Annotated in this window: 22 protein-coding genes; 13 read left to right on the top strand and 9 right to left on the bottom strand. The window is 54.2% G+C overall.

Annotated features, from left to right (window positions below):
• Nucleotides 1-2: 2 nt before the first annotated feature.
• The 3 genes from ACTU44_RS14345 to ACTU44_RS14335 all read right to left on the bottom strand — a co-directional run bounded on the left by ACTU44_RS14345 (nucleotide 3) and on the right by ACTU44_RS14335 (nucleotide 2,904).
• Nucleotides 3-1,304 (bottom strand): TRAP transporter large permease, encoded by a 1,302-nt coding sequence (locus tag ACTU44_RS14345; protein WP_114097307.1) that lies wholly within the window; start codon nucleotides 1,302-1,304, stop codon nucleotides 3-5.
• Complete coding sequence (locus tag ACTU44_RS14340; protein ID WP_114097308.1) at nucleotides 1,301-1,825, bottom strand: TRAP transporter small permease; 525 nt, start codon at nucleotides 1,823-1,825, stop codon at nucleotides 1,301-1,303. The genes ACTU44_RS14345 and ACTU44_RS14340 overlap by 4 nt, the downstream gene beginning before the upstream one ends.
• A 77-nt stretch (nucleotides 1,826-1,902) precedes the next feature.
• Nucleotides 1,903-2,904 carry a sialic acid TRAP transporter substrate-binding protein SiaP gene (locus ACTU44_RS14335; RefSeq protein WP_114097309.1) on the bottom strand — a complete coding sequence of 334 codons (1,002 nt, stop codon included), beginning with the start codon at nucleotides 2,902-2,904 and terminating at the stop codon, nucleotides 1,903-1,905.
• A gap of 237 nt (nucleotides 2,905-3,141) precedes the next feature.
• On the opposite strand from ACTU44_RS14335, the gene moaD reads away from it, so the two are divergent.
• From moaD to ACTU44_RS14320, 3 genes are all read left to right on the top strand, one after another.
• Entirely contained in the window at nucleotides 3,142-3,393 is a 252-nt protein-coding gene (gene moaD / locus ACTU44_RS14330) for a molybdopterin converting factor subunit 1 (protein WP_114097310.1), read from the top strand.
• Nucleotides 3,394-3,613: 220 nt separating this feature from the next.
• The gene (locus ACTU44_RS14325) at nucleotides 3,614-5,206 is read left to right on the top strand and encodes an L-serine ammonia-lyase, iron-sulfur-dependent, subunit alpha (protein WP_462095728.1); all 1,593 of its coding nucleotides are present in this window, start codon (nucleotides 3,614-3,616) and stop codon (nucleotides 5,204-5,206) included.
• Nucleotides 5,207-5,415: 209 nt separating this feature from the next.
• Complete coding sequence (locus tag ACTU44_RS14320) at nucleotides 5,416-6,732, top strand: NAD(P)/FAD-dependent oxidoreductase (protein WP_462095727.1); 1,317 nt, start codon at nucleotides 5,416-5,418, stop codon at nucleotides 6,730-6,732.
• A gap of 5 nt (nucleotides 6,733-6,737) precedes the next feature.
• On the opposite strand, the gene ACTU44_RS14315 is transcribed toward ACTU44_RS14320, so the two are convergent.
• From ACTU44_RS14315 to ACTU44_RS14305, 3 genes are all read right to left on the bottom strand, one after another.
• The gene (locus ACTU44_RS14315; protein ID WP_462095726.1) at nucleotides 6,738-7,232 is read right to left on the bottom strand and encodes a group III truncated hemoglobin; all 495 of its coding nucleotides are present in this window, start codon (nucleotides 7,230-7,232) and stop codon (nucleotides 6,738-6,740) included.
• Between the two features lie 90 nt (nucleotides 7,233-7,322).
• On the bottom strand, nucleotides 7,323-8,672 hold the full coding sequence (locus tag ACTU44_RS14310) for an NAD(P)/FAD-dependent oxidoreductase (RefSeq protein ID WP_462095725.1): 1,350 nt from the start codon (nucleotides 8,670-8,672) through the stop codon (nucleotides 7,323-7,325).
• A gap of 126 nt (nucleotides 8,673-8,798) precedes the next feature.
• Nucleotides 8,799-10,169 (bottom strand): aspartate aminotransferase family protein, encoded by a 1,371-nt coding sequence (locus ACTU44_RS14305; protein ID WP_462095724.1) that lies wholly within the window; start codon nucleotides 10,167-10,169, stop codon nucleotides 8,799-8,801.
• Nucleotides 10,170-10,485: 316 nt separating this feature from the next.
• Here ACTU44_RS14305 and ACTU44_RS14300 point away from each other — a divergent pair, with 316 nt between their 5' ends.
• The 7 genes from ACTU44_RS14300 (at nucleotide 10,486) to pgi (ending at nucleotide 18,769) form a co-directional block, all read left to right on the top strand.
• On the top strand, nucleotides 10,486-11,868 hold the full coding sequence (locus ACTU44_RS14300; RefSeq protein ID WP_114097318.1) for a glutamine synthetase family protein: 1,383 nt from the start codon (nucleotides 10,486-10,488) through the stop codon (nucleotides 11,866-11,868).
• 44 nt (nucleotides 11,869-11,912) lie between these two features.
• Nucleotides 11,913-12,461, top strand: a complete 549-nt coding sequence (locus tag ACTU44_RS14295) for a cupin domain-containing protein (RefSeq protein WP_114097319.1) — start codon at nucleotides 11,913-11,915, stop codon at nucleotides 12,459-12,461.
• A gap of 101 nt (nucleotides 12,462-12,562) precedes the next feature.
• A complete protein-coding gene (locus ACTU44_RS14290) occupies nucleotides 12,563-14,068 on the top strand; it encodes an aldehyde dehydrogenase (RefSeq protein WP_462095723.1) in 1,506 nt (501 codons plus the stop codon).
• A 70-nt stretch (nucleotides 14,069-14,138) separates the two neighbouring features.
• A complete protein-coding gene (gene speB, locus ACTU44_RS14285; RefSeq protein ID WP_114097321.1) occupies nucleotides 14,139-15,110 on the top strand; it encodes an agmatinase in 972 nt (323 codons plus the stop codon).
• A gap of 154 nt (nucleotides 15,111-15,264) precedes the next feature.
• The gene (locus tag ACTU44_RS14280) at nucleotides 15,265-15,870 is read left to right on the top strand and encodes a tyrosine phosphatase family protein (RefSeq protein ID WP_114097322.1); all 606 of its coding nucleotides are present in this window, start codon (nucleotides 15,265-15,267) and stop codon (nucleotides 15,868-15,870) included.
• Nucleotides 15,871-16,010: 140 nt separating this feature from the next.
• Nucleotides 16,011-16,970: a PfkB family carbohydrate kinase gene (locus ACTU44_RS14275; protein WP_114097323.1), complete on the top strand. Its 960-nt coding sequence runs from the start codon at nucleotides 16,011-16,013 to the stop codon at nucleotides 16,968-16,970.
• 152 nt (nucleotides 16,971-17,122) lie between these two features.
• On the top strand, nucleotides 17,123-18,769 hold the full coding sequence (gene pgi, locus ACTU44_RS14270) for a glucose-6-phosphate isomerase (protein ID WP_462095722.1): 1,647 nt from the start codon (nucleotides 17,123-17,125) through the stop codon (nucleotides 18,767-18,769).
• Nucleotides 18,770-18,772: 3 nt separating this feature from the next.
• Here the strand turns inward: pgi and ACTU44_RS14265 are convergent, their stop codons facing one another.
• From ACTU44_RS14265 to ACTU44_RS14255, 3 genes are read right to left on the bottom strand one after another with little or no spacing between them, the layout of a single operon-like run.
• Complete coding sequence (locus tag ACTU44_RS14265; RefSeq protein WP_462095721.1) at nucleotides 18,773-19,069, bottom strand: DUF3253 domain-containing protein; 297 nt, start codon at nucleotides 19,067-19,069, stop codon at nucleotides 18,773-18,775.
• A complete protein-coding gene (locus ACTU44_RS14260) occupies nucleotides 19,054-19,248 on the bottom strand; it encodes a DUF2256 domain-containing protein (protein WP_462095720.1) in 195 nt (64 codons plus the stop codon). Before ACTU44_RS14260 ends, ACTU44_RS14265 begins: the two co-directional genes overlap by 16 nt.
• Before the next feature lie 24 nt (nucleotides 19,249-19,272).
• Complete coding sequence (locus ACTU44_RS14255) at nucleotides 19,273-20,280, bottom strand: NAD(P)/FAD-dependent oxidoreductase (protein ID WP_462095719.1); 1,008 nt, start codon at nucleotides 20,278-20,280, stop codon at nucleotides 19,273-19,275.
• A gap of 185 nt (nucleotides 20,281-20,465) precedes the next feature.
• Here ACTU44_RS14255 and ACTU44_RS14250 point away from each other — a divergent pair, with 185 nt between their 5' ends.
• The 3 genes from ACTU44_RS14250 to ACTU44_RS14240 all read left to right on the top strand — a co-directional run bounded on the left by ACTU44_RS14250 (nucleotide 20,466) and on the right by ACTU44_RS14240 (nucleotide 24,470).
• Nucleotides 20,466-22,061 carry a choice-of-anchor I family protein gene (locus ACTU44_RS14250; protein WP_336081300.1) on the top strand — a complete coding sequence of 532 codons (1,596 nt, stop codon included), beginning with the start codon at nucleotides 20,466-20,468 and terminating at the stop codon, nucleotides 22,059-22,061.
• Nucleotides 22,062-22,226: 165 nt separating this feature from the next.
• A complete protein-coding gene (locus ACTU44_RS14245; RefSeq protein WP_114097329.1) occupies nucleotides 22,227-22,961 on the top strand; it encodes a response regulator in 735 nt (244 codons plus the stop codon).
• Between the two features lie 9 nt (nucleotides 22,962-22,970).
• Entirely contained in the window at nucleotides 22,971-24,470 is a 1,500-nt protein-coding gene (locus ACTU44_RS14240; RefSeq protein ID WP_462095718.1) for a sensor histidine kinase, read from the top strand.
• Nucleotides 24,471-24,512 lie beyond the last annotated feature (42 nt).

Raw genomic sequence — 24,512 nt, 5'->3', positions numbered from 1 at the left:
TCTTAACCTTTGTAGCCAAATGCTCTGGGAAGCCAGAGCGCAATCTCGGGCACCAGAGTAAACAACAGCAATGCGCCGAGCATTGCGATCAGGAACGGGAATATTTCGCGGGAAATTTCACGCAGCGGACGATTTGAAATTGCCGTCATCACGAACAGCAGCAATCCATACGGCGGGGTGATCAGGCCAATCATGATGTTGATCACGCAGATCACACCGAAATGAACCAGATCAACACCAAGCATGTTTGCAGTTGGAATGAAGACAGGGACAATCACAAGAAGAATGGTCGTCCCTTCCAGCAGACAGCCAAGGACAAGCAGGATGGCATTCACCATCAAAAGGAATGCCATTGGTGAAAGGTCAAAGCCGCCCAGCCATGTGCTGAGGCTTGATGGGATATTTTCAACAGTCACGACATAGTTAAACACCATCGCCCCGGCGATCAGCATGCCGATTGATGTCGTTGTGCGCGCACTTGAAAGAAGCGAATGATAAAGGGCGCTCAGGTTTACGCTGCGATAAAGGATTGTCGAAACCAGCAATGCGTAAAGAGCTGCAATCGCGGCGGCTTCTGTCGGGGTGGTAATGCCGCCGTAAATCCCGCCCAGCAGAACAACCGGCATCAACAAGGCCGGAAAGGCATTTAGCGTAACCTTGGGTAACTCTTTTAGCGGGACAGGAGATTCGATCGGGAACTTGCGCCGACGGGCGGATGTTACGATGTAACCGGCCTGAAAAAGCCCCATAATAACGCCGGGAATGACACCCGCCAGAAACAGATATCCAATCGATGCATCGGAAACGAGCGCATAGACAACCATCGGAATGGATGGCGGAATAATCGGACCGATGACAGCAGATGCGGCTGTCAGTGCGGCGGCAAATGCTGGCGGATACTTGTTATCCTCGGTCATCATGCGTTGCATCATTTTACCCGTGCCAGCAGCATCCGCGATGGCAGAGCCGGACATGCCGGCGAAAATGATGCTTTGAACGACGTTGACCAACGCCAGACCACCCGGGAAACGACCAACGACAGCGTTACAAAAAGCAAGCAGGCGAACAGTCATGCTGCCCGAATTCATCAGCTCGGCGGCAAGAATGAACAAAGGCACAGCTAGCAGAATATAGCTCGAAAACATGCCATTGAGCAGTTGCTCTGATGCTGTCCCCATATCCAGTCCGGAGACCATCAGATACAGAATAGAAGAGGCAATCATCGCATGCCCGATGGGCAGGCCCAGAAGACAAAGGCACACAATCGAAATGACGCAAAGCGCAAAGGGATCAACGAAACTCATGAATGGGTATCCGTATCGGAAAGGTGTGCCGGGTTTTCAGAGGTGTTTTGCCCGCGTAACGCAGTAATCAAAATCCACACATACCGAACCAGAATGGCAACGGCGAAAATCAGGTAGATCGAGAATAGCCAATCGAAACGGATATCAAGATATGACGTGTCCTGAATTTTCATGAAGGTCACGAAATCCCACGTCGCAGGGAAAGACACCCCATAAAGAAACAGCAAGGCCAGTGCCGACAAAACGGTCATCACACGGCGAACTTTTGCGGGCACTGCGCTATAGACTATGTCAAAGCGTATCTCGTCTCTTTCACGCAGAACAAAGGCAGCACCCCAGAGAACAATCCAGAGCCACATGATGATGGTGAGTTCGGATGCGCCACCAATCGGAAAGTTCAGCAAGTATCGAAAGGCGACCTGGACAATGAAGGCGCCAAACATGATGGCAAGCATCAAGGCGGCAATGTTCTCTGCTCGACGATGGAGCCAGGCGCCGATCATTCTGATCCTGTCAGACATGTCTTGACTTCCGGTTTGCGTGCACAGGGAAAGCTTCCCTGCGCACGGTTTTGGAGTGGATAAACGGTTAGTAAAACTTACATCGCGTTGATGCGATCAAGCATGCCTTCCGGCCAATCTTTGGAAAGATCGGAATCCAGATACATTTTCTGTGCGTGGGCACGGAATGCAGCAACGTCCGGAGTATAAATTTCGAGGCCCTGTTCCTTGAAGAAGTCCGCAAGTTTCTGCTCGCGGGCAAGGTGCTGTTCCTGACTCCAGTTGATGGCGTCATCCGCTGCTTTCTGGAAGGCCGCCTGTTCGTCGGCACTTAATCCATCCCAAACCTTGGATGACACGACGAGCAAGTCATAAGCAACCAGATGCGAAGTCAGGGCGATTTGCTTCATGACTTCATAGAACTTCATGTTTTCAACGTTTGGCAGCGGGTTGTCCTGACCGTCAATGGCACCGGTCTGAAGGCCGGTGTAAACCTCTGCATAGGCCATCGGGGTCGGGTTGGCGCCCAGTGCCTTGCCCAGAAACTGCCATGCATCACCGCCGGGCATGCGCAGTTTGATGTCGCCCATATCTGCCGGGGTGTTGATTTTCTGATCTGTCCGCAGGCCGACCTGACGTGTGCCAAAATAGGTCGGGCCAAGGATGTGAATACCCAGTTGATCTTCGGCCATCTTCTTCATTTCAGTGCCAGCATCGCTGGCAAAGAATTTCCGCATATGATCCGCATCACGGAACAGATATGCCGAGCTGAGGATGGAAAATGCCGGAACCTGCGTTGCGATGTCCTGCGGGGATACGTTCCCCATTTCAAGGTTCCCGCGCTGGATCGCAAGAATCTCGGTGGTCTGCTTGAACAGGTTACCGCCGTAATACAGTTCAACATTATACTTGTCACCAAGTGCTGACGAAAACTGCTTCATCATGTCAGCGCGAATGTCTTGTTCCGAGAAAACGGCAGAAAAACGCAGCTGTGTCTTGTCTTGGGCAACCGCCGGATTTCCAAATCCAAGCAGTGCCACAGTTCCGATTGCGGCCAGACCTGTTGCCAGCGCCCAACGACGGGTGATCTTACGTGTCATCTCTTGCCTCCCTAGATGCATTAATTATAAGACACTATCACTTTTGTAAGGTGATTCTTATTATATATGTGAAAAATTAGAACCTATCAAGATGCAAGCTGCCGCATGCCCCCCTAAGGGCTTTTGGCGATGTGGATAGATAGCGTTGCGGTGGATTGATCTGGGTTTTGGGGACTTGCGTCTTGGCAGTGATTGCGCAAGCATGGGCCAAACTCAAATCAGTCATCAGGATTGCAAATGAAACTGGTCTATTTTTCGTGGGTCAAGGACCGCATCGGTTTTGGCGAGGAAGACATTGATCTTCCCGATGATGTTAAAACCGTCGAAGACCTTCTTGTCTGGCTTCCGGGGCGGGGGGCGAACTTTGCGGATGCGCTTGCCGATCCCGCCATCATCCGCGTCGCGGTGGATCAGGAATATTCAACGCCTGATGCCGATGTCACCAAAGCCAGCGAGATTGCCCTGTTCCCGCCCGTGACCGGTGGCTGATTTTATTTGTCATACAAATAAAGATACCGCGCATCGCGATGCGGTTAATCGGCAGAAGATTTCACGATAATCGAATTTCGATCCCGGTCAGTGTTTGTTCACCGACCGGGATTTTGTTTTGGGTGATTGCATTCGCATCAAAGGCGGGTGATGATCATGGCATATTGTATGCAATTATCCCGCAAAATCCGACATACAGCGCCAATCAAGAAGTACCGCCATGCAAGAAATCAGCCTGCTTAATTCCGTCATCGGTCCCGTCATGCGCGGACCGTCCAGTTCGCACTGTGCAGCACCCTATATGATGGCAAAGCTTGTCCGCGAACTTTCGTGCTCGAACGGCGAGGTTCTTGAAAAGGCGGTGGTGCGGTTTGATCCGCGCGGGTCTTTTGCCCCGTGCTACAAGGCGCAAAGCTCGGATGAAAACTTTGCTGCCGGGCTTTACGGGGCCAAGCTGACCGATGCCGATTACCGCGAAATTCTGGGTCGGGTGGAGCGCGGCGAAGGATTTCATTTCGCGGTCGAGGTCACCGAACTTGATAACAATAACCATCCCAACCGGGTGGACCTTGAGCTGATCCTGCGTGGTCGGGACGGGGATGCACGGACAGATATCTATACCGGTGCCTCGGTTGGTGGCGGGATGTATTACATCGACAGGATGAATGGCGAAGCCCTGTTTATGACCGGTAAAACAGCGACTGTTTTTGTCTGGGGCGAGGGCGCGGTATCTGATGCCGACCAAATTGCAAGCCTTCTTGCAACTGGTGAGAACAGGCTTTTGGGGATGTCGGTCGATCAGAAGCACAACCGCGTCGAGATTTCCCTGCAATCCGTGCCGTCCGCCGACTGTCTGGCCGGGATTGCGGCACGTGATGACGTTCGTGATGTACGGTTCGCCGATGCGTCACAATACCCGGTCTGCGCAATGGATGATCTGTTTTCAACCAGTGACGCGGTGATTGCGGTTGCCGATCAGGACGAAGGCGGATCAATTGCTGATGCGGCCTTGGCCCTTGAGGCCAGGCGTCTTGGCCTTTCGCGTGAGGCAACACGCATTCTGTTCCGTGAACGCTGTGAATTGATGTTGCGTGTCGTGGCCGAGGGATTTGATGCCAAACCCGAAGACAACGTGATGCGGTTCCTCACCTTGCGGGCCCGCAAGGTGCGTGACGCCAATTTGCCCGGCGGTCTTGGCGGGCCAGTACTTCAGGATGCAATTGCCGGTGCGCTTTCGGCGATGGAACGTGATTCAAATCGCGGTCTGGTCTGTGCTGCCCCGACGGCGGGAAGTGCGGGTGTGGTGCCCGGAACGCTTTATGGCTTGATCCGTCACTGCATTGATATCGAAGGGGCGACGGATGCCCTTCAGGTCATGGCTCTGATCGGCGCGGTGTTTGCCGCACGCGGAACCTTTGCCGCAGAATGTGGCGGCTGTTCGGTGGAAACCGGGGCGTCGGCGGCAATGGCGGCTGCCGGTGTCGCGCAGGCCTATGGTGGGTCGGCAAGGCAATGCTTTGATGCGGCAAGCATGTGTCTGATGAATACGCTGGGCCTTGTCTGTGACCCGGTCGGCGGAGATGTTGAAATCCCGTGCCATGCCCGTAATGTTGCAGGTGTTTCGCACGCCTTTTCATCGGCAATGGCGGTTCTTGCCGGGTTTGATGCGGTGCTGGGATATGACGAACTGGTCGATCAGACCGTCAAGATCGGCGCGATGATGCATCCGGATTTGCGCTGTACGGCGCGCGGCGGCTGTGCGGCAACCAAAACCGCGTTGCGCATGGTCGAGGCGGTTACGCAAGGTGCCTAGGGATGTGGCATCTGACTTTGCTTAAAACCGACTGGCATTTATCGCGTTTTGGGTGCGGGTTGGCGCAATCCTTTTCCCTTTGGGTTGTCTGTTTTGGCATAATTGGCGAAATGCGCCAGACCATGCCGAAAACGGGCAGTTTTCCCTTGATAGATGGGCCTGTTCGGGCAGGATAGGGCGACGATAAACAACGAAAATGAGGATTCCTCGTGTTTACCCCCAATCTGCTGACGGCCAATGACAAGGACGGCATCTATCCGGCGTCCTATTATGCAGCCACCGCAAATCCTACCGAAAAATTTGCAAAGCTTGAGGGGGATCAAACCTGCGACATTGTCGTGATCGGCGGGGGCTTTACCGGTTTGTCTTCGGCCCTGCATCTTGCGGAACGCGGCTTTGACGTTGTCCTGCTTGAAGCGCACCGGGTTGGCTGGGGCGCTTCGGGCCGCAATGGTGGTCAGGTCGGATCGGGCCAGCGCCGCGAACAGGACGATCTGGAAAAGATGGTCGGGCGCGCGGATGCCAAGAAACTCTGGGACATTGCCGAACAGTCAAAGGACATCGTCAAGTCGCTGATCGCCAAGCACGACATCAAGTGTGACTGGAAACCGGGCATTCTACATGCCGATCATCGTGCGCGCTTTGTCCCTGAAACCCATGAATATGCCCACAAGCTTCAGACCGAATATGGTTATGACCAGATCCGGGCCGTTGATCGCGATGAGATGCGCGAGATGCTCGGATCCGAGTTCTATCACGGTGGGTCGCTTGATATGGGAGCGGGCCATATTCATCCGCTGAATTTCGCACTCGGGATTGCTGACGCGGCCCGTCGTGCCGGTGCCCGGATATTTGAGGGGGCCTTTGTCACGTCCTATGAAAATCAGGCAGGCAAGGTTACGGTCAAAACGCGGGATGGCGCGGTTGTTCGCGCAAACAAGCTGATCCTTGGTTGTAACGGATATCTGGATGCGCTCGATGACCGGGTGGCCAGGCGCGTCATGCCGATCAACAATTTCATCATCGCTACCGAACCGCTGGGCGATGATCTGGCGCGCGAGCTGATCCGTGATGATGTGGCGGTCGCCGATTCAAAGTTTGTTATCAACTATTACCGGCTAAGTGCCGATAAACGCATGTTGTTTGGCGGCGGGGAGACATATGGCTATACCTTCCCGCGCGATATCAAATCTTTTGTGTCGCCGCATATGCTGGAAGTCTATCCGCAGCTTAAAGACGTGAAGATTGATTATGGCTGGGGTGGGACATTGGCGATTACGATGAACCGCATGCCGTTCTTCCGCAAGATCGACGACAACACTTTCACCGCATCGGGTTATTCCGGACATGGTGTTGCCATGGCGACCCTGGCCGGACAGATCATGGCCGATGCGGTGGCGGGCACCATGGACCGGTTTGATGTGATGTCGAACATCAAAATCCCGGTCTTCCCGGGCGGAAAGTCATTGCGCTTTCCGCTGCTGGTCGCGGCGATGTTGTGGTACTCGATCCGCGACAAGCTTTGACGGGCTCAGGTGTTGCTGTCTTCCGGATCCCAGCTTGACACCGGATCATAGCGTTCGCCTTTGCCAAGGATCACGCCATTATGGGCGGCGATGCCGATCTCGAAACTTGATGCGATGCGCAGGGCGCGTTCCATGAAATGGCGGGCGGCGGGTTCTTCGCAATATTCCGACAGGGTCTGGGCAAAAAGTTCGAGCCAGCGGTCAAAATGATGACGGGTGATCTTAAGCGACAGGTGTTTTTGCATCGGACGGCCATCATAATTGCCCGTGGCAAGGGCCACCGATGACCAGAACATCACCATGCGATCCAGATGATGATCCCAGTTTTCGACCTTTTCATCAAAGACAGGGCCCAGCATCGCGTCATCGCGGACCTTGGCGTAAAAGCCATGAACGATATTTTTGATCATGTCCTGATCGATCCCGGTATCTTCCTTGATACGACGGGTGGCGATTTCGCGGCGCTCCTTGATTTCGGCAAGGGTCGGTTGGTCTGACATCTGAATGCGGGCTCGTTCCGGGTTGTGATGTGATCGCGGCAATAGCCCGAAAGCATATCGCCGCGACATGACATAGGTCAGTTTGGGCCATTACGCAAATCTGTCGCGTAATCCGTAATAGCGATAGGCAAGGCTGCGTCCAAGGCGGCGGAACCGCGAAAGCGGGAACCGGTCTGGCGGGGTGCCAAGAATGGTTCCGATATCGGACGGTTTTCCGGTGCCAAGGATTTGTTTGCCCAACATCTGCCCGGCAAGGCTGCCAAGGGCGACGCCATTGCCATGCCAGCCAAGCCCGGTCCAGACCTCGCGATGGCCCGGTACGCGACCAATATAGGGCCGGAAGGATTGTGACAGACAGGCAAGCCCGTTCCAGTGATGGGTGATGTCAACATCCCGCCATGCCGGGAACATGCGATCGAAATGATGCAAAAGATCCCTTTTGCCAGCATCAAAGGCCGATTGCGTCGCGGTAATGCCGCCCCGACCACCAAACATGAAGCGGTTATCAGGCAATTTGCGGAAATAATGCAAAAGGATGCGACTGTCATAGGCCATCAGATCGCTGGTCCAGCCCTGTTCGGCAAGTTCATCATCGGAAAGCGGTCGGGTTACCAGAATCCCGGAAAAGACCGGCATCAAACGCCCGCCAATCCAGTCGGGAAGGTTTTCCGCACTGTAACCGTTGGTCGCGATGACAACCTTTTGTGCCGAAATACGGGTATTTCCGGACCGAAGGTCATAGCCTGTGCCAGTATCTATCAGGTCTTCGATCATCGCCTGTTCGAATATCCGAACACCTTTGGCAAGGCATTGCTGATGCAGACCGGCAAGGTATTTAAGCGGATGCAGTCCGAACCCGGTTTTGACATGCAAACCGCCATAGGTGTCAGCCGCAACAAGGCCACGTTCATGCAATTGTTCGCGGGTCAGAAATTGACAATCGATATCGGAGAAATGCGCATGTTGCGCATCTTCTTCATGAAGCTCTGCGATACGGTTTGGTTTATGGGCCAGAACGACTTCACCATCGGAATGGCGATCCGCATCAATGCCCCAGTCATCAAGGCGGGATGCGACAAGTTCGATGGATTGACGTTGAAGCCGCGCGTAATGGCGTGTTTCGTCCTCGCCAAAGCGTAAGCCCAGTTCGGCATAGCTAAGCGGGCTGCCACCGATGCAGCAAAATCCGCCATTACGGCCCGAAGCGCCCCAGCCACTGCGCCCGGCATCGAAAACAGCAACCTCGACCCCGTTCTCGGCAAGCTCCAACGCGGTCGAAAGCCCGGTATAGCCACCGCCAATAATCGCAACACCGGTTTTAAACGTGCCTTCAGCGAGAAGCGTTTCACATCGGGGCAAAGGACCGGCACTTGCCGCCCAGTAACTGTCGGGCATGGTTTGGGTCTGATAGGCAAGCGGCTGATAAAGACGTTTGAGCATGTCGCACTCTGTCAGGTAATGGGGCTGGTATTTGGGCAAGGAACACGGGCGTAAACCGAAAACACCCGGCGATCATGATACCGCCGGGTGTTTGTGTCATTTACTCAATTCAGATCAAGCCGGTTTTTACATTTTACCGATTTTCCTTGCCGTCTCGTCAAAGGCAGCACGGGCGCGTTTGACCAGCTCGTCGACTTCATCACGTGTGATGCAAAGCGGCGGCGAAAGAACCATGCGATCCCCACAGGCGCGCATGATCACCCCGTTGGCCACACAGGCATCACGGCAAATGGTGCCAACCGTGCCCGGCTTGTCAAAAGCTTTGCGGGTTTTTTTGTCATCAACCAGCGGCATCCCGGCAATGAGGCCAACAGTTTCAACCGCACCGACCAGCGGGTGGTCTTCAAGGGTCTTGAGTGCGTTGGCGAAATACGGGCCGATATCATCCCTGACACGTTCGACCATTTTTTCGTCGCGCAGGATGCGGATGTTTTCCAGTGCGACTGCGGCACATGCAGGGTGACCGGAGTAGGTGAAGCCGTGGGTGAATTCACCACATTCATTGATCAGAACATCGGCAACGCGATCACCAACCATGACGGCCGAAATCGGAAGGTAACCTGACGACATGCCTTTTGCCATCGGCATCAGGTCGGGTTTGATGTCAAAGGTATCAGAACCAAACCAGTTCCCGGTACGGCCAAAGCCGCAAATGACTTCATCGGCAATCAGAAGAATGTCGTATTTCTTGCAGATACGCTGAATTTCCGGCCAGTAGGTCGACGGCGGAATGATCACGCCACCCGCACCCTGGATCGGTTCGCCGATAAAGGCACCAACGCGATCTGCGCCAAGTTCCTCGATTTTCTCTTCAAGCTTGCGGGCCGCAATCAGGCCGAATTCCTCGGGCGTGTAATCGCCACCTTCGCCATACCAGTAGGGCTGATCAATATGAACAACATCGGGAAGCATCGGGCCGCCTTGCGCATGCATGCCCGACATGCCGCCAAGCGACGCACCGGCCACGGTCGAACCGTGATAGGCGTTCTTGCGGCTGATGATATAGGTGCGTTCGGCCTTGCCTTTGAGTTTCCAGTACTGGCGCACCATACGAACGACCGTGTCATTGGCTTCCGACCCGGAATTGGCGTAAAATACGTGGTTGAGGCCTTCTGGCGTGATTTCGGCAAGAACTTTGGAAAGCTCGATCGCCGGGGTATTCGCGCACTGGAAGAAGTTGTTATAGTAGGGCAGTTCCTGCATCTGGGCATAGGCCGCATCCGCAAGTTCCTTGCGACCATAGCCGATATTGACGCACCACAGACCCGCCATGCCATCAAGATAGCGTTTGCCAGTGGAATCTTCGATAAATACGCCCTGGGCACGTGTGATAACCCGGGTGCCACGATTATTCAGGTCCGCCGTATCGGTGAACGGATGAAGGTGGTGTGCCTGGTCAATGTCCTGCCAATAGGCGGTTTTGTCGAAATTATTCATAACGTCTCCTGACAGCGATGCTGGTCTGCTTTTGTGCGATATGTTGAACATCTGCATTTAGTGTTCGTTTTTTTGAACACCTTTGCAAGAGGATTTTTCGACAAATTTTTTCAGTATTCTGTGTTGGTTTTGGCGCTATGTGGTCGATGTACCTCATGCCGGGGGCAAGAGATGTTTGAGGGTCTTGCGTCTTTTTGCACTGCATGATTTGCACGATATATCGAACGAAGGGGCTTGACCGGCGCATTCCGGCACGGCACGATGGCAGACAGGCGCAATTGCTTTAATAATAGGCCTTTTCTGGGAGTATAAGACGATGAACAAGTCGTTCGTCGAAGACAGTAGGGCAGAAGCCCAACGATTCTTTGAAGAAAATCCTGATGTCGAACTTGTTGAGTTGCTCATTCCCGACATTAACGGCGTGTTTCGCGGCAAGCGAATCAGCAAACAAAAGTTTCTTAAAAGTTTTACCGAAGGCGTGACTTTACCCGGTTCGATGTGTCTGGTGGATATCACCGGTGACAACCCGGAAGGTACGGGACTTCTTTGGTCGAGCGGTGACCAGGACAATCTGGCAAAACCGATCCCGGGAACCCTGTGTCTTGTCCCTTATGGTGAATTGCCGCTCGCCCAGGTGATGATGAGCCTGCACAATCTTGACGGCACCCGGTTCTTTGCCGATCCGCGCAACGTTCTTCAGGGCGTTGTTGACCGGATGGCCGCAGACGGTCTGTACCCGACTGTCGCACTTGAACTTGAATTCTATCTTGCCGACCAGAATGAAAAAACCGCCGAACCGCTGCCGCCACAACCGCTTGGCGGCGGGATTGCGTCGGACGGTGTTCAGGTTTACGGCCTGCAACAGATCGAGGATTTTGAAAAAGTCCTTCATGATGCGGTGGCCGAACTCAACCGTCAGGGCATCCCGGCCGATACCATCGTGGCCGAAGCCGGCCCCGGCCAGTTCGAGATCAATCTTGGTCATGTGACTGATCCGATGCTGGCAGCAGATCATGCCATGCAGCTCAAACGCGTGGTCAAGGGCATTGCCTGGGATCATGGGGTCACCGCGACCTTTATGGCCAAGCCATATTCCGATCAGGCCGGTAACGGTCTTCATGTTCACGTATCGTTGCGTGACAAGGACGACAACAATGTATTGTCGCCGGTCGGGGATGAAGAAGTTTCGGACAATCTGCGCTTTGCAATTGGTGGCCTGCAGGAAGCCATGTTTGAAAGCATGGCGATCTTTGCGCCGAACCCGAACTCTTTCCGCCGGTTCCAGAACAAGGCCTATGCGCCGATGTCGCCGAATTGGGGACTTAACAACCGTACTGTTGCACTTCGTATTCCCGCAGGCAGCCCGAAAGCCGCCCGTGTTGAACATCGTGTATCAGGGGCAGATGCCAACCCGTATCTGGTTTTGGCCTGTGTTCTTGCGGGCATGCATCACGGCATCAAAAACCAACTTGATCCGGGTGAACCGACCGTTGGCAATGGCTATGAACAGCATGGCGGGCGGATTGTTCCGCGCAGCATGATTTCAGCACTCGACCGGTTTGTTGAAGGCGATATCGTCAAGGACTATCTGGGTGAACGGTTTGTCGAAGTCTTCGATATCTGCCGTCGCGCGGAATATGACGAATTCTTTGCCGAAGTTACCCAGCTTGAATATCGCTGGTACCTTGACGCTGTCTGATCGCACATAAACATAAGAAAACGTTCGATAGGGAAACGACGGGAATGTCACAAAAGGTAGGAGATCGGTTGAAGGCCGTGCGCAGCATGTATGGGCTGTCGCAACGTGAGCTGGCACGACGTGCCGGTGTCACCAACAGCACGATTTCAACCATCGAACAAAACCGGGTCAGCCCGTCTGTTGACAGCCTTGCCAAGGTATTGGCAGGCATCCCGATGAGCCTGATTGATTTCTTCACCATTGATCTCGACAATGGTGAAGAAATTTTCTTTAAAAAAGAAGAGCTTGTCGAACTTTCCGACGGGACGATGTCAATGCGTCTTGTCGGCGCATCACGCAAGGATCGTAAATTGCGTGTGCTGCATGAAACCTATCCGGCAGGCGGGGATACCGGCGATAACCTGATCGTTCAGAAGGGCGAGGAAGCCGGTGTTGTCGTTCGCGGCAAACTTGAAGTCACGGTGGGTGAAAGGGTCAAGGTTCTTGGTCCCGGTGATGCTTATTACTTCAATGCCGAAATACCGCACCGTTTCCGCAATGTCGGGGACGGGGAATGCGAAATCGTCAGTGCTGCGACACCGCCGTCATATTGATCACATGATCACATGATCAAATGATTATCCGGGCAGAATGCCCGACCAGATTACCGAAATTGAACAAGGCCCCATAAGCGCCATCCGTCAGGAGACTTCCGATGACCAATCCGTTGAATTTTGAACAACTGACCGCACAGGCTGCCGCCCTTGATATCCGCAACAAGGCGTTCATCAACGGTGCCTATGTCGATGCGGCATCGGGCAAAACCTTTGACTGTATCAGCCCGCGTGACGGGTCGGTGCTGACCAAGGTTGCCGAATGCGATGTCGAGGACGTCAATCGTGCCGTGGCATCGGCCCGTGCCGTGTTTGAAAAAGGCAGCTGGTCCGAAGCCGCCCCGGCCAAGCGCAAGGCAATCCTGCTTCATTTTGCAGACCTTCTGGAAAAGAATGCGGCCGAACTGGCCTTGCTTGAAAGCCTTGATATGGGCAAGCCGATCACGCTTGCCGCGCGCGATGACATTCCGCTGTCTTACAAATGCATCCGCTGGTACGCCGAGGCGATTGACAAGATTTATGACGAAATCTCGCCGTCCGGCACCAACGAGATCGGCATGATCACCCGCGAACCGCTTGGTGTTATTGCCGCTGTGGTACCGTGGAACTTCCCGCTGATGATGGCCGTATGGAAACTGGGCCCGGCATTGGCGATGGGGAACTCGATCATCCTCAAGCCAGCCGAACAGTCGCCCCTGACAGCTCTTCGTGTTGCGGAAATCGCGGTCGAGGCAGGCATCCCCGAAGGTGTCCTGAACGTTGTTCCGGGCTTTGGCCCGACGGCGGGCAAGGCGCTTGGCCTTCATGAAGATGTGGATTGCGTGACCTTTACCGGTTCGGGCGAGGTCGGCAAGCTGTTCTTGCAGTATTCCGGTCAGTCCAACATGAAGCGTGTCTGGCTTGAATGCGGTGGCAAAAGCCCGAATATTGTCTTGGCTGATTGCCCGGATATGGATGCAGCTGCGGCGGCCGCTGCTGGTGGCATCTTCTATAATCAGGGTGAAGTCTGCACGGCCGGTTCGCGTTTGATCGTTGAAGAAACCATCAAGGACGAATTCATCGAAAAGGTCATCGCAGCGGGTGCAAAAATGCAGCCGGGTGACCCGCTTGACCCGAAAAGCCAGATGGGCGCAATTGTTGATGAAAGCCAGATGAACCGTGTTCTGGGTTACATCGAAAAGGGCTCTGCCGAAGGCGGCGTTCTGCGCACCGGTGGCAAGCGTGTCCGTACCGAATCTGGTGGCTATTATGTTGAGCCGACCGTGTTTGACGGTATCAAAAACGACATGACGATTGCCAAGGAAGAAATCTTTGGCCCGGTTCTGTCGGTTATTTCGGTCAAGGACTGGAAAGAGGCTGTTCAGACCGCAAATGATACGCCATATGGTCTGGCAGCAGCAGTCTGGACGCGCGACATCAACAAGGCACATATGACCGCAAAGAAACTGCGTTCCGGTCTTGTCTGGGTCAATTGCTGGGACGGTGGGTCAATCACCATGCCGTTTGGTGGTTACAAACAGTCTGGCACCGGTCGCGACCGTTCGCTGCATGCGCTTGATAAATATTGTGAAATCAAGTCGACCTGGATTGCACTGGGCGACGCGTAAGGTTCTCCGTCGACCCCTGAAGGGCAGGCGGTCCGGAGAACGATACCGGGAAGTGAGAAGGACAAGTTAAATGAGCAGCACCGGGGTCATTGACACCAAGGGCGGTGATAACGCCTTTACTGCAAAATCCGTGCATCAGAACACCAGCGAACCGATGTATTCCGGTGCGCTGTCATTCATGCGCCGCCGTTATTCGCGCGACCTGAATGGCATTGATGTTGCTGTAACAGGCATCCCCTATGATCTGGCGACCTCAAGCCGTCCGGGCACGCGTCTTGGCCCGCAAGGCGTGCGTCGTGCATCGACCAACCTTGCATGGGCACCGCATTTCCCGTCCGGTCGCGATATCTTTGCCGAACTCGCCGTCATTGATTACGGCGATATGGTGATTGATCCGGGCCATCCGGAGAAACTGCCCGACATGATCGAGGATCATGCGCGTGATATCGTGCAGTCGGGCGCCAAGATGCTGACGATTGGGGGCGATCACTTCATCACTTATCCGATCCTCAAGGCCCATGCCGAAAAATATGGTGATGGCATTTCCCTGATTCAGTTCGATGCCCATTCCGATACCTGGGAAGATGATGGCGACCGCATCGATCATGGCACCATGTTCTGGCATGCGGCGAAAAAGGGCATCGTCAATCCGTCGAAATCCATTCAGGTCGGTATCCGAACCCACAATGAATCGACGCACGGCTATAACATCATCTATGGACCGGAAGTTCAGTCGATGTCGATTGACGCCATTGTCGAGCAGATCAAAGCCACGGTTGGCAACAACCCGGCCTATATCACCTTTGACATTGATGGCCTTGATCCGTGCTATGCACCGGGGACTGGAACGCCTGTTCTGGGCGGCCTTACCAGCCATCAGGCGGTGTCGATCCTGCGCGGTCTTGCCGGTCATGTGAACCTGATCGGCAGTGACGTGGTTGAAGTTTCCCCGCCATTTGATGTCTCGGACATCACGTCTCTGGCCGGGGCAACCATGGCGTGGGAAATGCTGAACATTCATGCGGTAAATCGCGCGAAATAACGGTTCTGATCATAAGGACAAGGCGACGCAAATCGTGGTGTCGCTTTGGAAAAATTCAGGGGCTGGCACTTTTAACGGGTGTCGGCCCTTGTTTTTTCATTTTCTTGTGCTCTGATAGGGCCGAATAAGAAATGAAATATGACAGGAAACGAAAATGAAGCCGATTGCGATTACCCGTTTGACCATCTGTGGCATTGATGAATTACCAACCCACCGTAATCACGGGGTTTCCCACGTCCTGTCCGTGCTTGATCCCGACCGTGAAGACCCGACCATCTTTGGCGATTTCGACCCGCATGAACGCACCATTTTACGCTTCCATGACGTGATTGACGACAAGGAAGGCCGCCCGGCACCGACGCGTGCGGATGTCGAGGCCATTCTCGCCTTTGGCGAAGAACTGAAAGCCAGTCATCAGGACCGCCGGGATGGTCACTTGCTGGTGCATTGTCATATGGGTGTGTCGCGCTCAACCGCAGCCATGATTGCCCTGATGGCACAGGTCGAACCCGACCGGGATGAAGACAGCATATTCACCACCATTCGCGAGATGCGGCCGATCGCATGGCCAAATTCGGTGATGATTGCCTTTGCCGACGAAATGCTGGGTCGTGAAGGGCGCCTTACCGCGGCCCTTCAGCGTCACTATGCCATTCAGCTTGAACGGGATGACATGTTTGAACGTTGGATGACCGAGCTGGAACGTGTGCGCGAAATCGAATTCGGTCGGGCACTGTCCAAACAAAAGGCATCGGTTTAAGGACGCGATGCTGATCGGCCAGATTTTAATTTGCACGCCAAATTGAATCGATTTAAAAAGCCTTCGGTCCCACAGATCGCAACATTGAATTTGATAACGGGCCTGCGTGAATGCGCAGGCAATCCGAACGGAGAAACGTCATGACAGCCAAAGCTGTTTGTCTTGGGGAACTGCTGATTGATTTTGTTCCGACTGTGACCGGTACCGGCCTTGCCGATGCGCCTGCCTTTGCCAAGGCCGCAGGGGGCGCACCGGGAAATGCGGCTGTGGGATTGAAGCGTCTGGGGATTGATACCGGATTTATCGGCAAGCTTGGCGATGATGCCTTTGGGCATTTCCTTGTGGATACGCTTAAGGCCGATGATGTTGATACATCGGGCATTGTCCTGACAAAGGAAGCGCTTACCGGGCTTGCATTCGTATCATTGCGTGCTGACGGTGAACGGGAGTTTTCATTTTATCGCAGCCCGTCTGCCGACATGCTGCTGTGTCCGGCCGATCTTGATCAGGACATGCTGACATCCACCGATCTGTTCCATTACGGAACCCTTTGCATGATCGATGATGATCCGCGTGCCGCCACCCTTGAAGCCATCCGCATTGCGCGTGAAAACGGTGCGATCATTTCGTGTGATCCGAACCTTCGCCTGCCATTGTGGCCGAGCGAGCAAAAGGCGCGCGAAATCCTGCGTCTTGCCATCAGTCAGGCTGATGTCGTCAAGATGTCGGACGAGGAAATCATCTTTGTGTCGGGCAAGGAAGACCTTGAAGACGGCATCAAGGACCTTTGGTGTGATCAGTGGCGTGCCCTGATTGTGACCTATGGCCCTAAGGGATCGCGCTTTATTACCCCGAAATTTGATGGCTTTGTGCCGTCCTTTGAAGTGACGGCGGTTGATGCCACCGGGGCTGGCGACGGCTGCACGGCGGGTTTCCTGTCGCGGTTGCTTAAGGACCCGGAACTTCTGAACTCGGAAGAAAAACTGATCTCGGCATGCCGTTTTGCCAATGCGGTGGGGGCGATCACCGCAACCAAGCGCGGTGCGATTAATGCGCTTCCGACCGAAAAGGAAGTCGAAGACTTTCTTTCAGCGCGTTGAGACGCTAGGAATAGGGATGTCGTGGTGACAGCATAATCTTGCCACGACATTCTGCAAACTGTCCCACACATGGTTTGAACAAGATGCTAGTCTGCGTGATCGCGACGGCACTGTTTTGGTGTGTAACGAGTTGAACAAGCCCGAGGGTGGTGATGTCCGCTGATAAACTGACTGCAAGCTGGGAAGAACTGGATCAACTGGGTGCTGAGGTTTCCGGGAAACTGAACCTGCGCCGCGCATTTGCTGATGATCCGGCACGGTTTGAACGCTATGGCGCGGCCCTGAATGACCTGTTTGTCGACTATTCCAAAAACCTGATCACCGATGACGTGATGGCCGCCCTTGGCCGGTTGGCAAAGGCGGCCAATGTTGAAGAATGGCGCGACCGGATGTTTGCCGGTGACAAGATCAATGTCACCGAAAACCGCGCAGTCCTGCACACCGCCCTTCGTAATCTGGATGGCGGCGCGATTGAGGTTGACGGCGAAGACGTCATGCCAGCCGTCAAGGAAGTGCTGGCAAGGCTTAAGGCATTTGCGGCACGCGTGCATTCCGGCGCATGGAAAGGCCATACCGGCAAGAAAATCACCGATGTCGTCAATATCGGGATTGGTGGTTCCGATCTTGGCCCGGTGATGGTCAACGAGGCCCTGCGCCCGTTCCATATTGATGGCATTCGCTGCCACTTCGTTTCGAACGTTGATGGCGCGCACATTGTTGATACGCTCAAAGACCTGAACGCGGAAACCACACTTTTCATCATTGCGTCGAAGACCTTCACGACGGACGAGACGCTCACCAATGCCTATTCGGCCCGTGACTGGCTGATCAAGGCACTTGGTGATGAAAGTGCCGTTGCCAAGCATTTCGTCGCGGTTTCAACCGCCCTTGATAAGGTTGCGGCATTTGGCATTGATACCGACAATGCGTTTGGCTTCTGGGATTGGGTCGGCGGGCGCTACAGCCTGTGGTCGGCGATTGGTTTGCCGATCATTCTCGCGGTCGGCTATGACAAGTTCGAAGAACTGCTGCGCGGTGCGCAGTCGATGGATAACCATTTCAAAACCGCACCGGTTGAAACCAACATTCCGATGATCCTTGCCTTGATCGGGGTGTGGTATCGCAATGTTCTGGGCGCATCCAGCCAGGCAATCCTGCCCTATGATCAGCATCTTTCTCGCCTGCCAGCCTATTTGCAGCAGGCGGATATGGAAAGTAACGGCAAGTCGGTGACCCGTGATGGCAAGGCGATTGCCTATGAAACCGGGCCGATCATCTGGGGTGAACCAGGTACGAACGGGCAGCATGCATTCTATCAACTGATCCATCAGGGCACCGAACTGATCCCGGTTGATTTCATTGTTGCGGCCAATGCGCTGCATCCGCTGACCAACCATCACGACAAGCTGGTATCGAACTGCCTTGCGCAGGCCGAGGCGCTTATGCGTGGCAAGACCGAGGATGAAGTGCGTGCCGAGCTTGCCGGTAGCGATCTTTCACCCGCCGAGATTGATGTTCTAGCCCCGCAAAAGGTCTTTGCCGGGAACAAGCCGAGCACCATGATCCTCTATAAACAGCTTGATCCGTTCACCCTTGGACGACTGGTTGCGATGTATGAACATAAAATCTTTGTTCAGGGCATCATCTGGAACGTCAATTCCTATGACCAGTGGGGGGTTGAGCTTGGCAAACAGCTTGCCAAGGAACTGCTTCCGATGGTCGAGGGCAGGGAAGACGCCGGATCGCGGGATGCATCGACCGCAGGCCTGATTAAACGGCTGCATGGTCTGCGCGGCTAGGCTCTAGTCTTCATTGACGGGAATGAGACGCAAACGATAAGCACCAGAAGGGCGGTTTTGGCCATGGCTGACACCGCCCTTGTTATATTCAAGAAGGCCTTCGGCACAAAGCTGTTCGGCAACCTGATGAACACGTGGCATCAGATCACGCCAATAGCTTCCAAATGTCATGGCAACTTCAGACGGACAGAAGGTACTTTCCGCACCGCGTTCGGTTGCCAGACTGACAAGTCGCTGGCGCAAGATGGCATAGGTCGGAAGATCTTCGTCAGTTTGATCAAGCATCATGACAGGCTGCATTGTTTGTCCCGAGATGTGGGTATATTCCGGTTCTGTCGGCAGCGATCAGAGCAATAGCGCACCTCGTCCCAGCAATCCTTCCATTTGCGCCGCCATGAAAACGGACGGCTACAGGTGACACAGATTTTCTCGGGCAGATGTGATTTTCCGTGAAATTTGCCATTGGCGTTACGCGGCATGATTTTTCACCCGATATCGCAAGATCAGCCGATCAGGGTTTCGATCATGGCATGTGCGGCGGACTGGCCGCTGCGCCATGCTGCTTCGACCCGTGCGCCAAGGCACCAGTCGCCCGCTGCAATGACGCGCCCATTCATACCGTTCAGATGGCTTGATCCCAACGGTGTTTCGGTGCGTGCATAGCGCCAGCGATGGGCCTGAACACTGTGCAGATCAGGCAGTTTCACCCCGCTGACGTCACGAAGGGCGCCAAGAAGCTTTTCGATTACACGTTCCTGGTCATCTTCAAGGTGATCACGCGACCAATGTGGTGAGGCATGCAAAACCCAGGGATCAGGACAGCGACGATGGAACAGATGATCCGACTGTTTGCTGCGGGCGGCCCAGCTGATCGCGGGGGACGGATGAAGCATTGCGTCAAAAGCGGTGGGAAGTGGCGTTTCAAACGCCGCCATCACCGCCCAGCATGGTGCCATGACAACATCACCAATCGGATAATAGCGTTGTGACAATGGTTGCAACAATTGGGCGGTTTGCGGGGCAGGGGCGGTAACGATCACGCCGTCAAACGGACCGAATTTCCCATCCAGATCATCATGAAGGGCAAAGCTGCGTGTGTTGAGCTGTTCGATCCGGGTGATCTGGTGCTGTTTGAGAATTTCAAAGGGTTCGACCAGCGGGCCGATCAGCTTGTTCATCTGCGGTGCGCCCTGATACCAGTGATCAAGGGCAAGGTTGCCAAGCTGCTGCGGGCTGGTTTCCTGTCCATGATGAAGGTTCGGTTTCCAGTTTTGTGCAGCGTTGAATGATTTTGCCTGTTCAAGATAGGCCGCAAAACCGGGATGGCGGGCCGTGACATATTGTGCGCCATGATTGAAATGACCGAACTCGGTCCGGCGTGATGCCAGCCGTCCACCAAGGCCCCGGCTTTTTTCAAACACCGTCACGTTCATACCGGTTTTGTGCAGCGTGCTGGCAGCCTTGAGCCCGGCCATGCCTGCACCGATGATGGCGATCCTGATCGAAGTCATGTGGCGATCCCGAAAAGTTGGTTCTGCGACAATTCAAAGGCTTGTCTTCTGATACGGATCGAAAACGCGTTTGGAGCAGTCTGTGCCACAAGATATTTATGAAACTGTCACCGCCTGGTCATTAAACGGTTACAACAAATCAGCAGGTTGTCAGCTTTGACGAACCATTTACCAAGGGGGGAATTATGCGTTCATCACTGTTGGCAACTGCTGCCGTTTCCGTGCTTCTGAGTGCCTGTGCCGGTACCGCTGAAAACCATTCAATGATGGCAAATACGGTTGCCAATGCAGGTGCGCATCCATTGACAATCGTGCCGATGGGTGAATATCGCACCGGTATGCTTGATGAAAGCGCGGCTGAAATTCCGGCATTTGACCCGGTGTCAAAGCGCATCTTTGTGGTGAATGGTGCCGACAAAACCGTTGATATCCTTGATATGTCAAACCCCGACAAGCTTGTGAAGCTTGGAGCGTTGGAGCTTGCAACCTGGGGCAAGGCCGCCAACAGTGTGGCGGTTAAAAACGGTGTTGTGGCCGTTGCCGTTGAAAACACCGACAAGCAGGCCCCAGGGCAGGCCGTGTTTTTTGACTCTGATGGCAATTTCATCTCGGCTGTGACCGTCGGCGCGCTTCCCGACATGATCAAGTTTTCACCGGACGGGAAATATGTTCTTGTCGCCAACGAGGGTGAACCGAACGACGCTTTCACCAATGATCCGGAAGGCAGCGTTTCCATCATCCCGATCGCGGGTGGTGTCGAAGGTCTTTCGGATGCGGATGTTCGGACGGTTGATTTCAAATTCCTCAATGACGGCGAACTGCCCTATGGCATGCGCATGTCCAACCCGGGAACCTCAAGCGTCGCGCAGGATGTCGAGCCGGAATATATAGCCGTGACCAACGACAGCAAGACCGCCTATGTTTCGCTTCAGGAAAACAATGCGGTTGCGATCATCGATATCGAAACGGCAACGGTCACCCGTGTTGCCGGTCTTGGTTTCAAGGATCATTCGGTTCATGCCTTTGATGCCAGCGACAAGGACGGCAAGATCAATATTCGCACCTGGCCGGTAATGGGCATGTATATGCCTGATACCATTGATGCGATTGAAATCGGAGGCAAGGAATGGGTCCTGATCGCCAACGAGGGTGATTCACGTGACTATGACGGTTACAGCGAAGAAACCCGTGTCGGCAAACTAACCCTTGATCCGGTCAGGTTCCCGACGGCAAGCACCCTGCAGAAAGACGAAAATCTTGGTCGCCTGAAAACGACGACTGCACAGGGTGATATTGATGGCGACGGTGATGTCGATGTTATCTACAGCTATGGCGCACGGTCATTCTCGGTTCTGAATGCAGATGGCGAGATGGTCTTTGACAGCGGTGATGCGTTTGAACAGCTGCTGGCATCGAAATATGCCAATGTCTTTAACGCGTCGGACACCGAAAATTACAGCCGTGACAACCGTTCCGATGACAAGGGCCCCGAGCCCGAAGGCATCGCCGCAGGTTACGTCAACGGCACGCCATACGCGTTTATCGGTCTGGAACGTCAGGGCGGCTTCATGGTCTATGACCTGACCAATCCGGCCAACCCGCAATTTGTCACCTATCACAGTGATCGTCGTTTCTCGGGCAGCCCGGAGGCTGATACCGCAGGTGAACTTGCCCCTGAAGGCATGCAATTCATCGATGCCAAGGACAGCCCGACTGGCAATGCGATGCTGGTTGTTGCATCTGAAGTTTCGGGCAGTACCAAGGTCTATGATCTGAAATAAATGCCGATCGCAGCGACTGGATTGACATTGGAGAAGCCGGGTTTTGCCCGGCTTTTTCTTTTATGACCAAGTCATGGTAAAATGTTTCAATCCGAAGGCAATATGGACTAAACTCCGCGCACGGTCAGGAACATGATCGACTGATAAATAGGGGAGTTCGGGACTCTGACTACGCGACGTGAACCTCATATTCTGGTTGTCGATGATGATCAGGAAATCCAGAAGCTTTTGAAGAAATTCCTGCTGCAGCACGGTTTTCGCATCACGACCGTTTCGGACGGTAATGAAATGCATCGTGCCTTGCGCGACTGGAAGATCGATCTTGTCATTCTTGATATCATGCTTCCGGGCGAGGACGGATTTGCGCTATGCCGCGATGTAAGGCGGACATCCAAAGTCCCGATTGTCATGTTGACTGCAGTTGGCGAGGATACCGACCGTATCCTTGGGCTTGAACTGGGGGCGGATGATTATCTGACCAAACCGTTCAATCCGCGTGAATTGCTCGCACGTATTCGTGCGGTTTTCAGGCGGTTTGAAACCGGTGCAGTGGGGCCGACCGACAATGAAGTTGCCCCGACCAAGAAGATCATTTTTGGCGAATGGACGCTTGATATCGGATCACGTGAATTGCGTGATGCCGACAATGTCGCGGTACATCTTTCGACCGGTGAGTTTTCGCTGCTTCTGGCTTTGGTCAAAAACAACAAGCGCGCTTTGTCGCGTGAGCAACTGGTTGATATCGTCCGGGGTCAAAGTTCGCTTCCATTTGATCGCAGCATCGATATCCAGATCAGCCGCCTGCGCCGCAAGATCGAAAAGGATGCCAAGAACCCCAAGCTGATCAAAACCGTTCGGGGCATCGGTTATCAGTTCTGCGCTGACACCCAGATGCTTTAGGGCAGCGTAATGGCGGACATGTTCGCAGAGTTCAGCAATTATCTCAGGCGCTACAAGCCCCGCACATTGGGCGGCCGCATCTTTTTGCTGATGATGCTGGGCGGTGTGATCATCGCAGCCTTGAGTGCGCTGGCATCCTATTACGTTATTGAACGCGATGAACGGATCGGGCGGGCCTATACATTGGGCTTTACCATTCGCGAACTGGTCCGTATTGCCGATAATCCGGAATTCGAACCCAATATCGTCGATATCGCTGCGCGCGACGGGATGGCATTGCGTATTTTGCCTGCCGACGATATCGGAACGCTTTTGCTGTTTTCGCGACCAGCACAGCATATTGCCATGCCCGTGCGCCTTGCCAATACCGGATGGCCGACATCGGTAAAGGTCCATCTCATGCGTGGGCGGCTAAGCTCCGAGCAAAGGGCAACCATCGAGGCAACCGAAAACCCCAGCCTGTTCTTTGCCGAACTGTCGCGTGAAATTGCCCGTCTTGGCCTTGTCGCCCAGATCGAGATCATGATGCCAACAGGGAAGCGTATTCTGGTCAGTCATGATGAATTATGGGCCAACTATTCATCGCCATCGCTTGTGTTTTTGATGTTCCTGTTGGGGGTTGTTGCGGTTCTGGCGGTTTTTGCAGCCCTTGCCGATCTGTTGGCAGGACCGTTCAAAAACCTGACTGCCGCAATCATTGCCCATGGTGACGAGGTCGATGGTCCACCTGTCGAGGAACGCGGTCCGACCGAAGCCCGATCCATGGCAGCCGCCTATAATGATCTGCGCGAACGTATTTCGCGCATGCTGGGCGACCGGACCCGCATGCTGGCCGCCATTTCCCATGACTTGCGAACACCAAGCACGCGGTTGCGATTACGGGCCGAGTTCATCGAAAATGATGAATTGCGCGAGACCGTTTTGCGTGACCTTGACGAGATGGACGGGCTTTTGAACGATGCGCTCGATTTTCTGGGTGACTGGATTCAGAAAGAAGAAGAACGCACGGTCGACTTTGTCTCGGTTCTTGAGGCGATTTGTGATGATTATGCCGATCTTGGCCGTCCGGTTTCATTTGACGGGCCGCAACCCTTGCAATTCAGTTCGGTCCATACCGTGTTTGGCGGTGGGGATGAACCCCATTCGTTTGAGGGCAAACGCAGTATCCGGATCACCTGTCGTCCCGGTACATTAAAGCGCGCCTTTACCAACCTGATCGAAAATGCCCTGAAATATGGATATCGGGCAAAGGTCAGTCTGGAAGCCACAGCTGACAATGTTCTGGTGACCATTCGCGACGAGGGGCCGGGCATACCGGTAGAGCATCAGGACAAGGTGTTCCTGCCATTCTATCGGGTCGAAGGATCACGCGCGCGCAGTACCGGCGGCAGCGGTCTTGGCCTGTCGATTGTGAAGACCGTGATTGATGCCCATGATGGCAAGATCAGTTTGCGCAACATGCCGGGCAAGGGGCTTGAAGTAATTATTTCCTTGCCGCGTCGGGTGTGAGACCCAAACGAAAACAGCCCGCCAGAAGCGGGCCGTTTTGCA

The sequence above is a fragment of the Thalassospira sp. SM2505 genome, from assembly GCF_054901115.1.
The sequence above is the reverse complement of the archived record's forward strand: the minus strand, read 5'-3'. Positions and strand labels throughout refer to the sequence as shown.

What these genes read in the sequence shown, in the direction of transcription:
- ACTU44_RS14345 (WP_114097307.1), bottom strand. Translation starts at nt 1,304, where the DNA reads ATGAGTTTCGTTGATCCCTTTGCGCTTTGCGTCATTTCGATTGTGTGC.
- ACTU44_RS14340 (WP_114097308.1), bottom strand. Translation starts at nt 1,825, where the DNA reads ATGTCTGACAGGATCAGAATGATCGGCGCCTGGCTCCATCGTCGAGCA.
- ACTU44_RS14335 (WP_114097309.1), bottom strand. Translation starts at nt 2,904, where the DNA reads ATGACACGTAAGATCACCCGTCGTTGGGCGCTGGCAACAGGTCTGGCC.
- moaD (WP_114097310.1), top strand. Translation starts at nt 3,142, where the DNA reads ATGAAACTGGTCTATTTTTCGTGGGTCAAGGACCGCATCGGTTTTGGC.
- ACTU44_RS14325 (WP_462095728.1), top strand. Translation starts at nt 3,614, where the DNA reads ATGCAAGAAATCAGCCTGCTTAATTCCGTCATCGGTCCCGTCATGCGC.
- ACTU44_RS14315 (WP_462095726.1), bottom strand. Translation starts at nt 7,232, where the DNA reads ATGTCAGACCAACCGACCCTTGCCGAAATCAAGGAGCGCCGCGAAATC.
- ACTU44_RS14310 (WP_462095725.1), bottom strand. Translation starts at nt 8,672, where the DNA reads ATGCTCAAACGTCTTTATCAGCCGCTTGCCTATCAGACCCAAACCATG.
- ACTU44_RS14305 (WP_462095724.1), bottom strand. Translation starts at nt 10,169, where the DNA reads ATGAATAATTTCGACAAAACCGCCTATTGGCAGGACATTGACCAGGCA.
- ACTU44_RS14300 (WP_114097318.1), top strand. Translation starts at nt 10,486, where the DNA reads ATGAACAAGTCGTTCGTCGAAGACAGTAGGGCAGAAGCCCAACGATTC.
- ACTU44_RS14295 (WP_114097319.1), top strand. Translation starts at nt 11,913, where the DNA reads ATGTCACAAAAGGTAGGAGATCGGTTGAAGGCCGTGCGCAGCATGTAT.
- ACTU44_RS14290 (WP_462095723.1), top strand. Translation starts at nt 12,563, where the DNA reads ATGACCAATCCGTTGAATTTTGAACAACTGACCGCACAGGCTGCCGCC.
- speB (WP_114097321.1), top strand. Translation starts at nt 14,139, where the DNA reads ATGAGCAGCACCGGGGTCATTGACACCAAGGGCGGTGATAACGCCTTT.
- ACTU44_RS14280 (WP_114097322.1), top strand. Translation starts at nt 15,265, where the DNA reads ATGAAGCCGATTGCGATTACCCGTTTGACCATCTGTGGCATTGATGAA.
- ACTU44_RS14275 (WP_114097323.1), top strand. Translation starts at nt 16,011, where the DNA reads ATGACAGCCAAAGCTGTTTGTCTTGGGGAACTGCTGATTGATTTTGTT.
- pgi (WP_462095722.1), top strand. Translation starts at nt 17,123, where the DNA reads ATGTCCGCTGATAAACTGACTGCAAGCTGGGAAGAACTGGATCAACTG.
- ACTU44_RS14265 (WP_462095721.1), bottom strand. Translation starts at nt 19,069, where the DNA reads ATGCAGCCTGTCATGATGCTTGATCAAACTGACGAAGATCTTCCGACC.
- ACTU44_RS14260 (WP_462095720.1), bottom strand. Translation starts at nt 19,248, where the DNA reads ATGCCGCGTAACGCCAATGGCAAATTTCACGGAAAATCACATCTGCCC.
- ACTU44_RS14255 (WP_462095719.1), bottom strand. Translation starts at nt 20,280, where the DNA reads ATGACTTCGATCAGGATCGCCATCATCGGTGCAGGCATGGCCGGGCTC.
- ACTU44_RS14250 (WP_336081300.1), top strand. Translation starts at nt 20,466, where the DNA reads ATGCGTTCATCACTGTTGGCAACTGCTGCCGTTTCCGTGCTTCTGAGT.
- ACTU44_RS14240 (WP_462095718.1), top strand. Translation starts at nt 22,971, where the DNA reads ATGGCGGACATGTTCGCAGAGTTCAGCAATTATCTCAGGCGCTACAAG.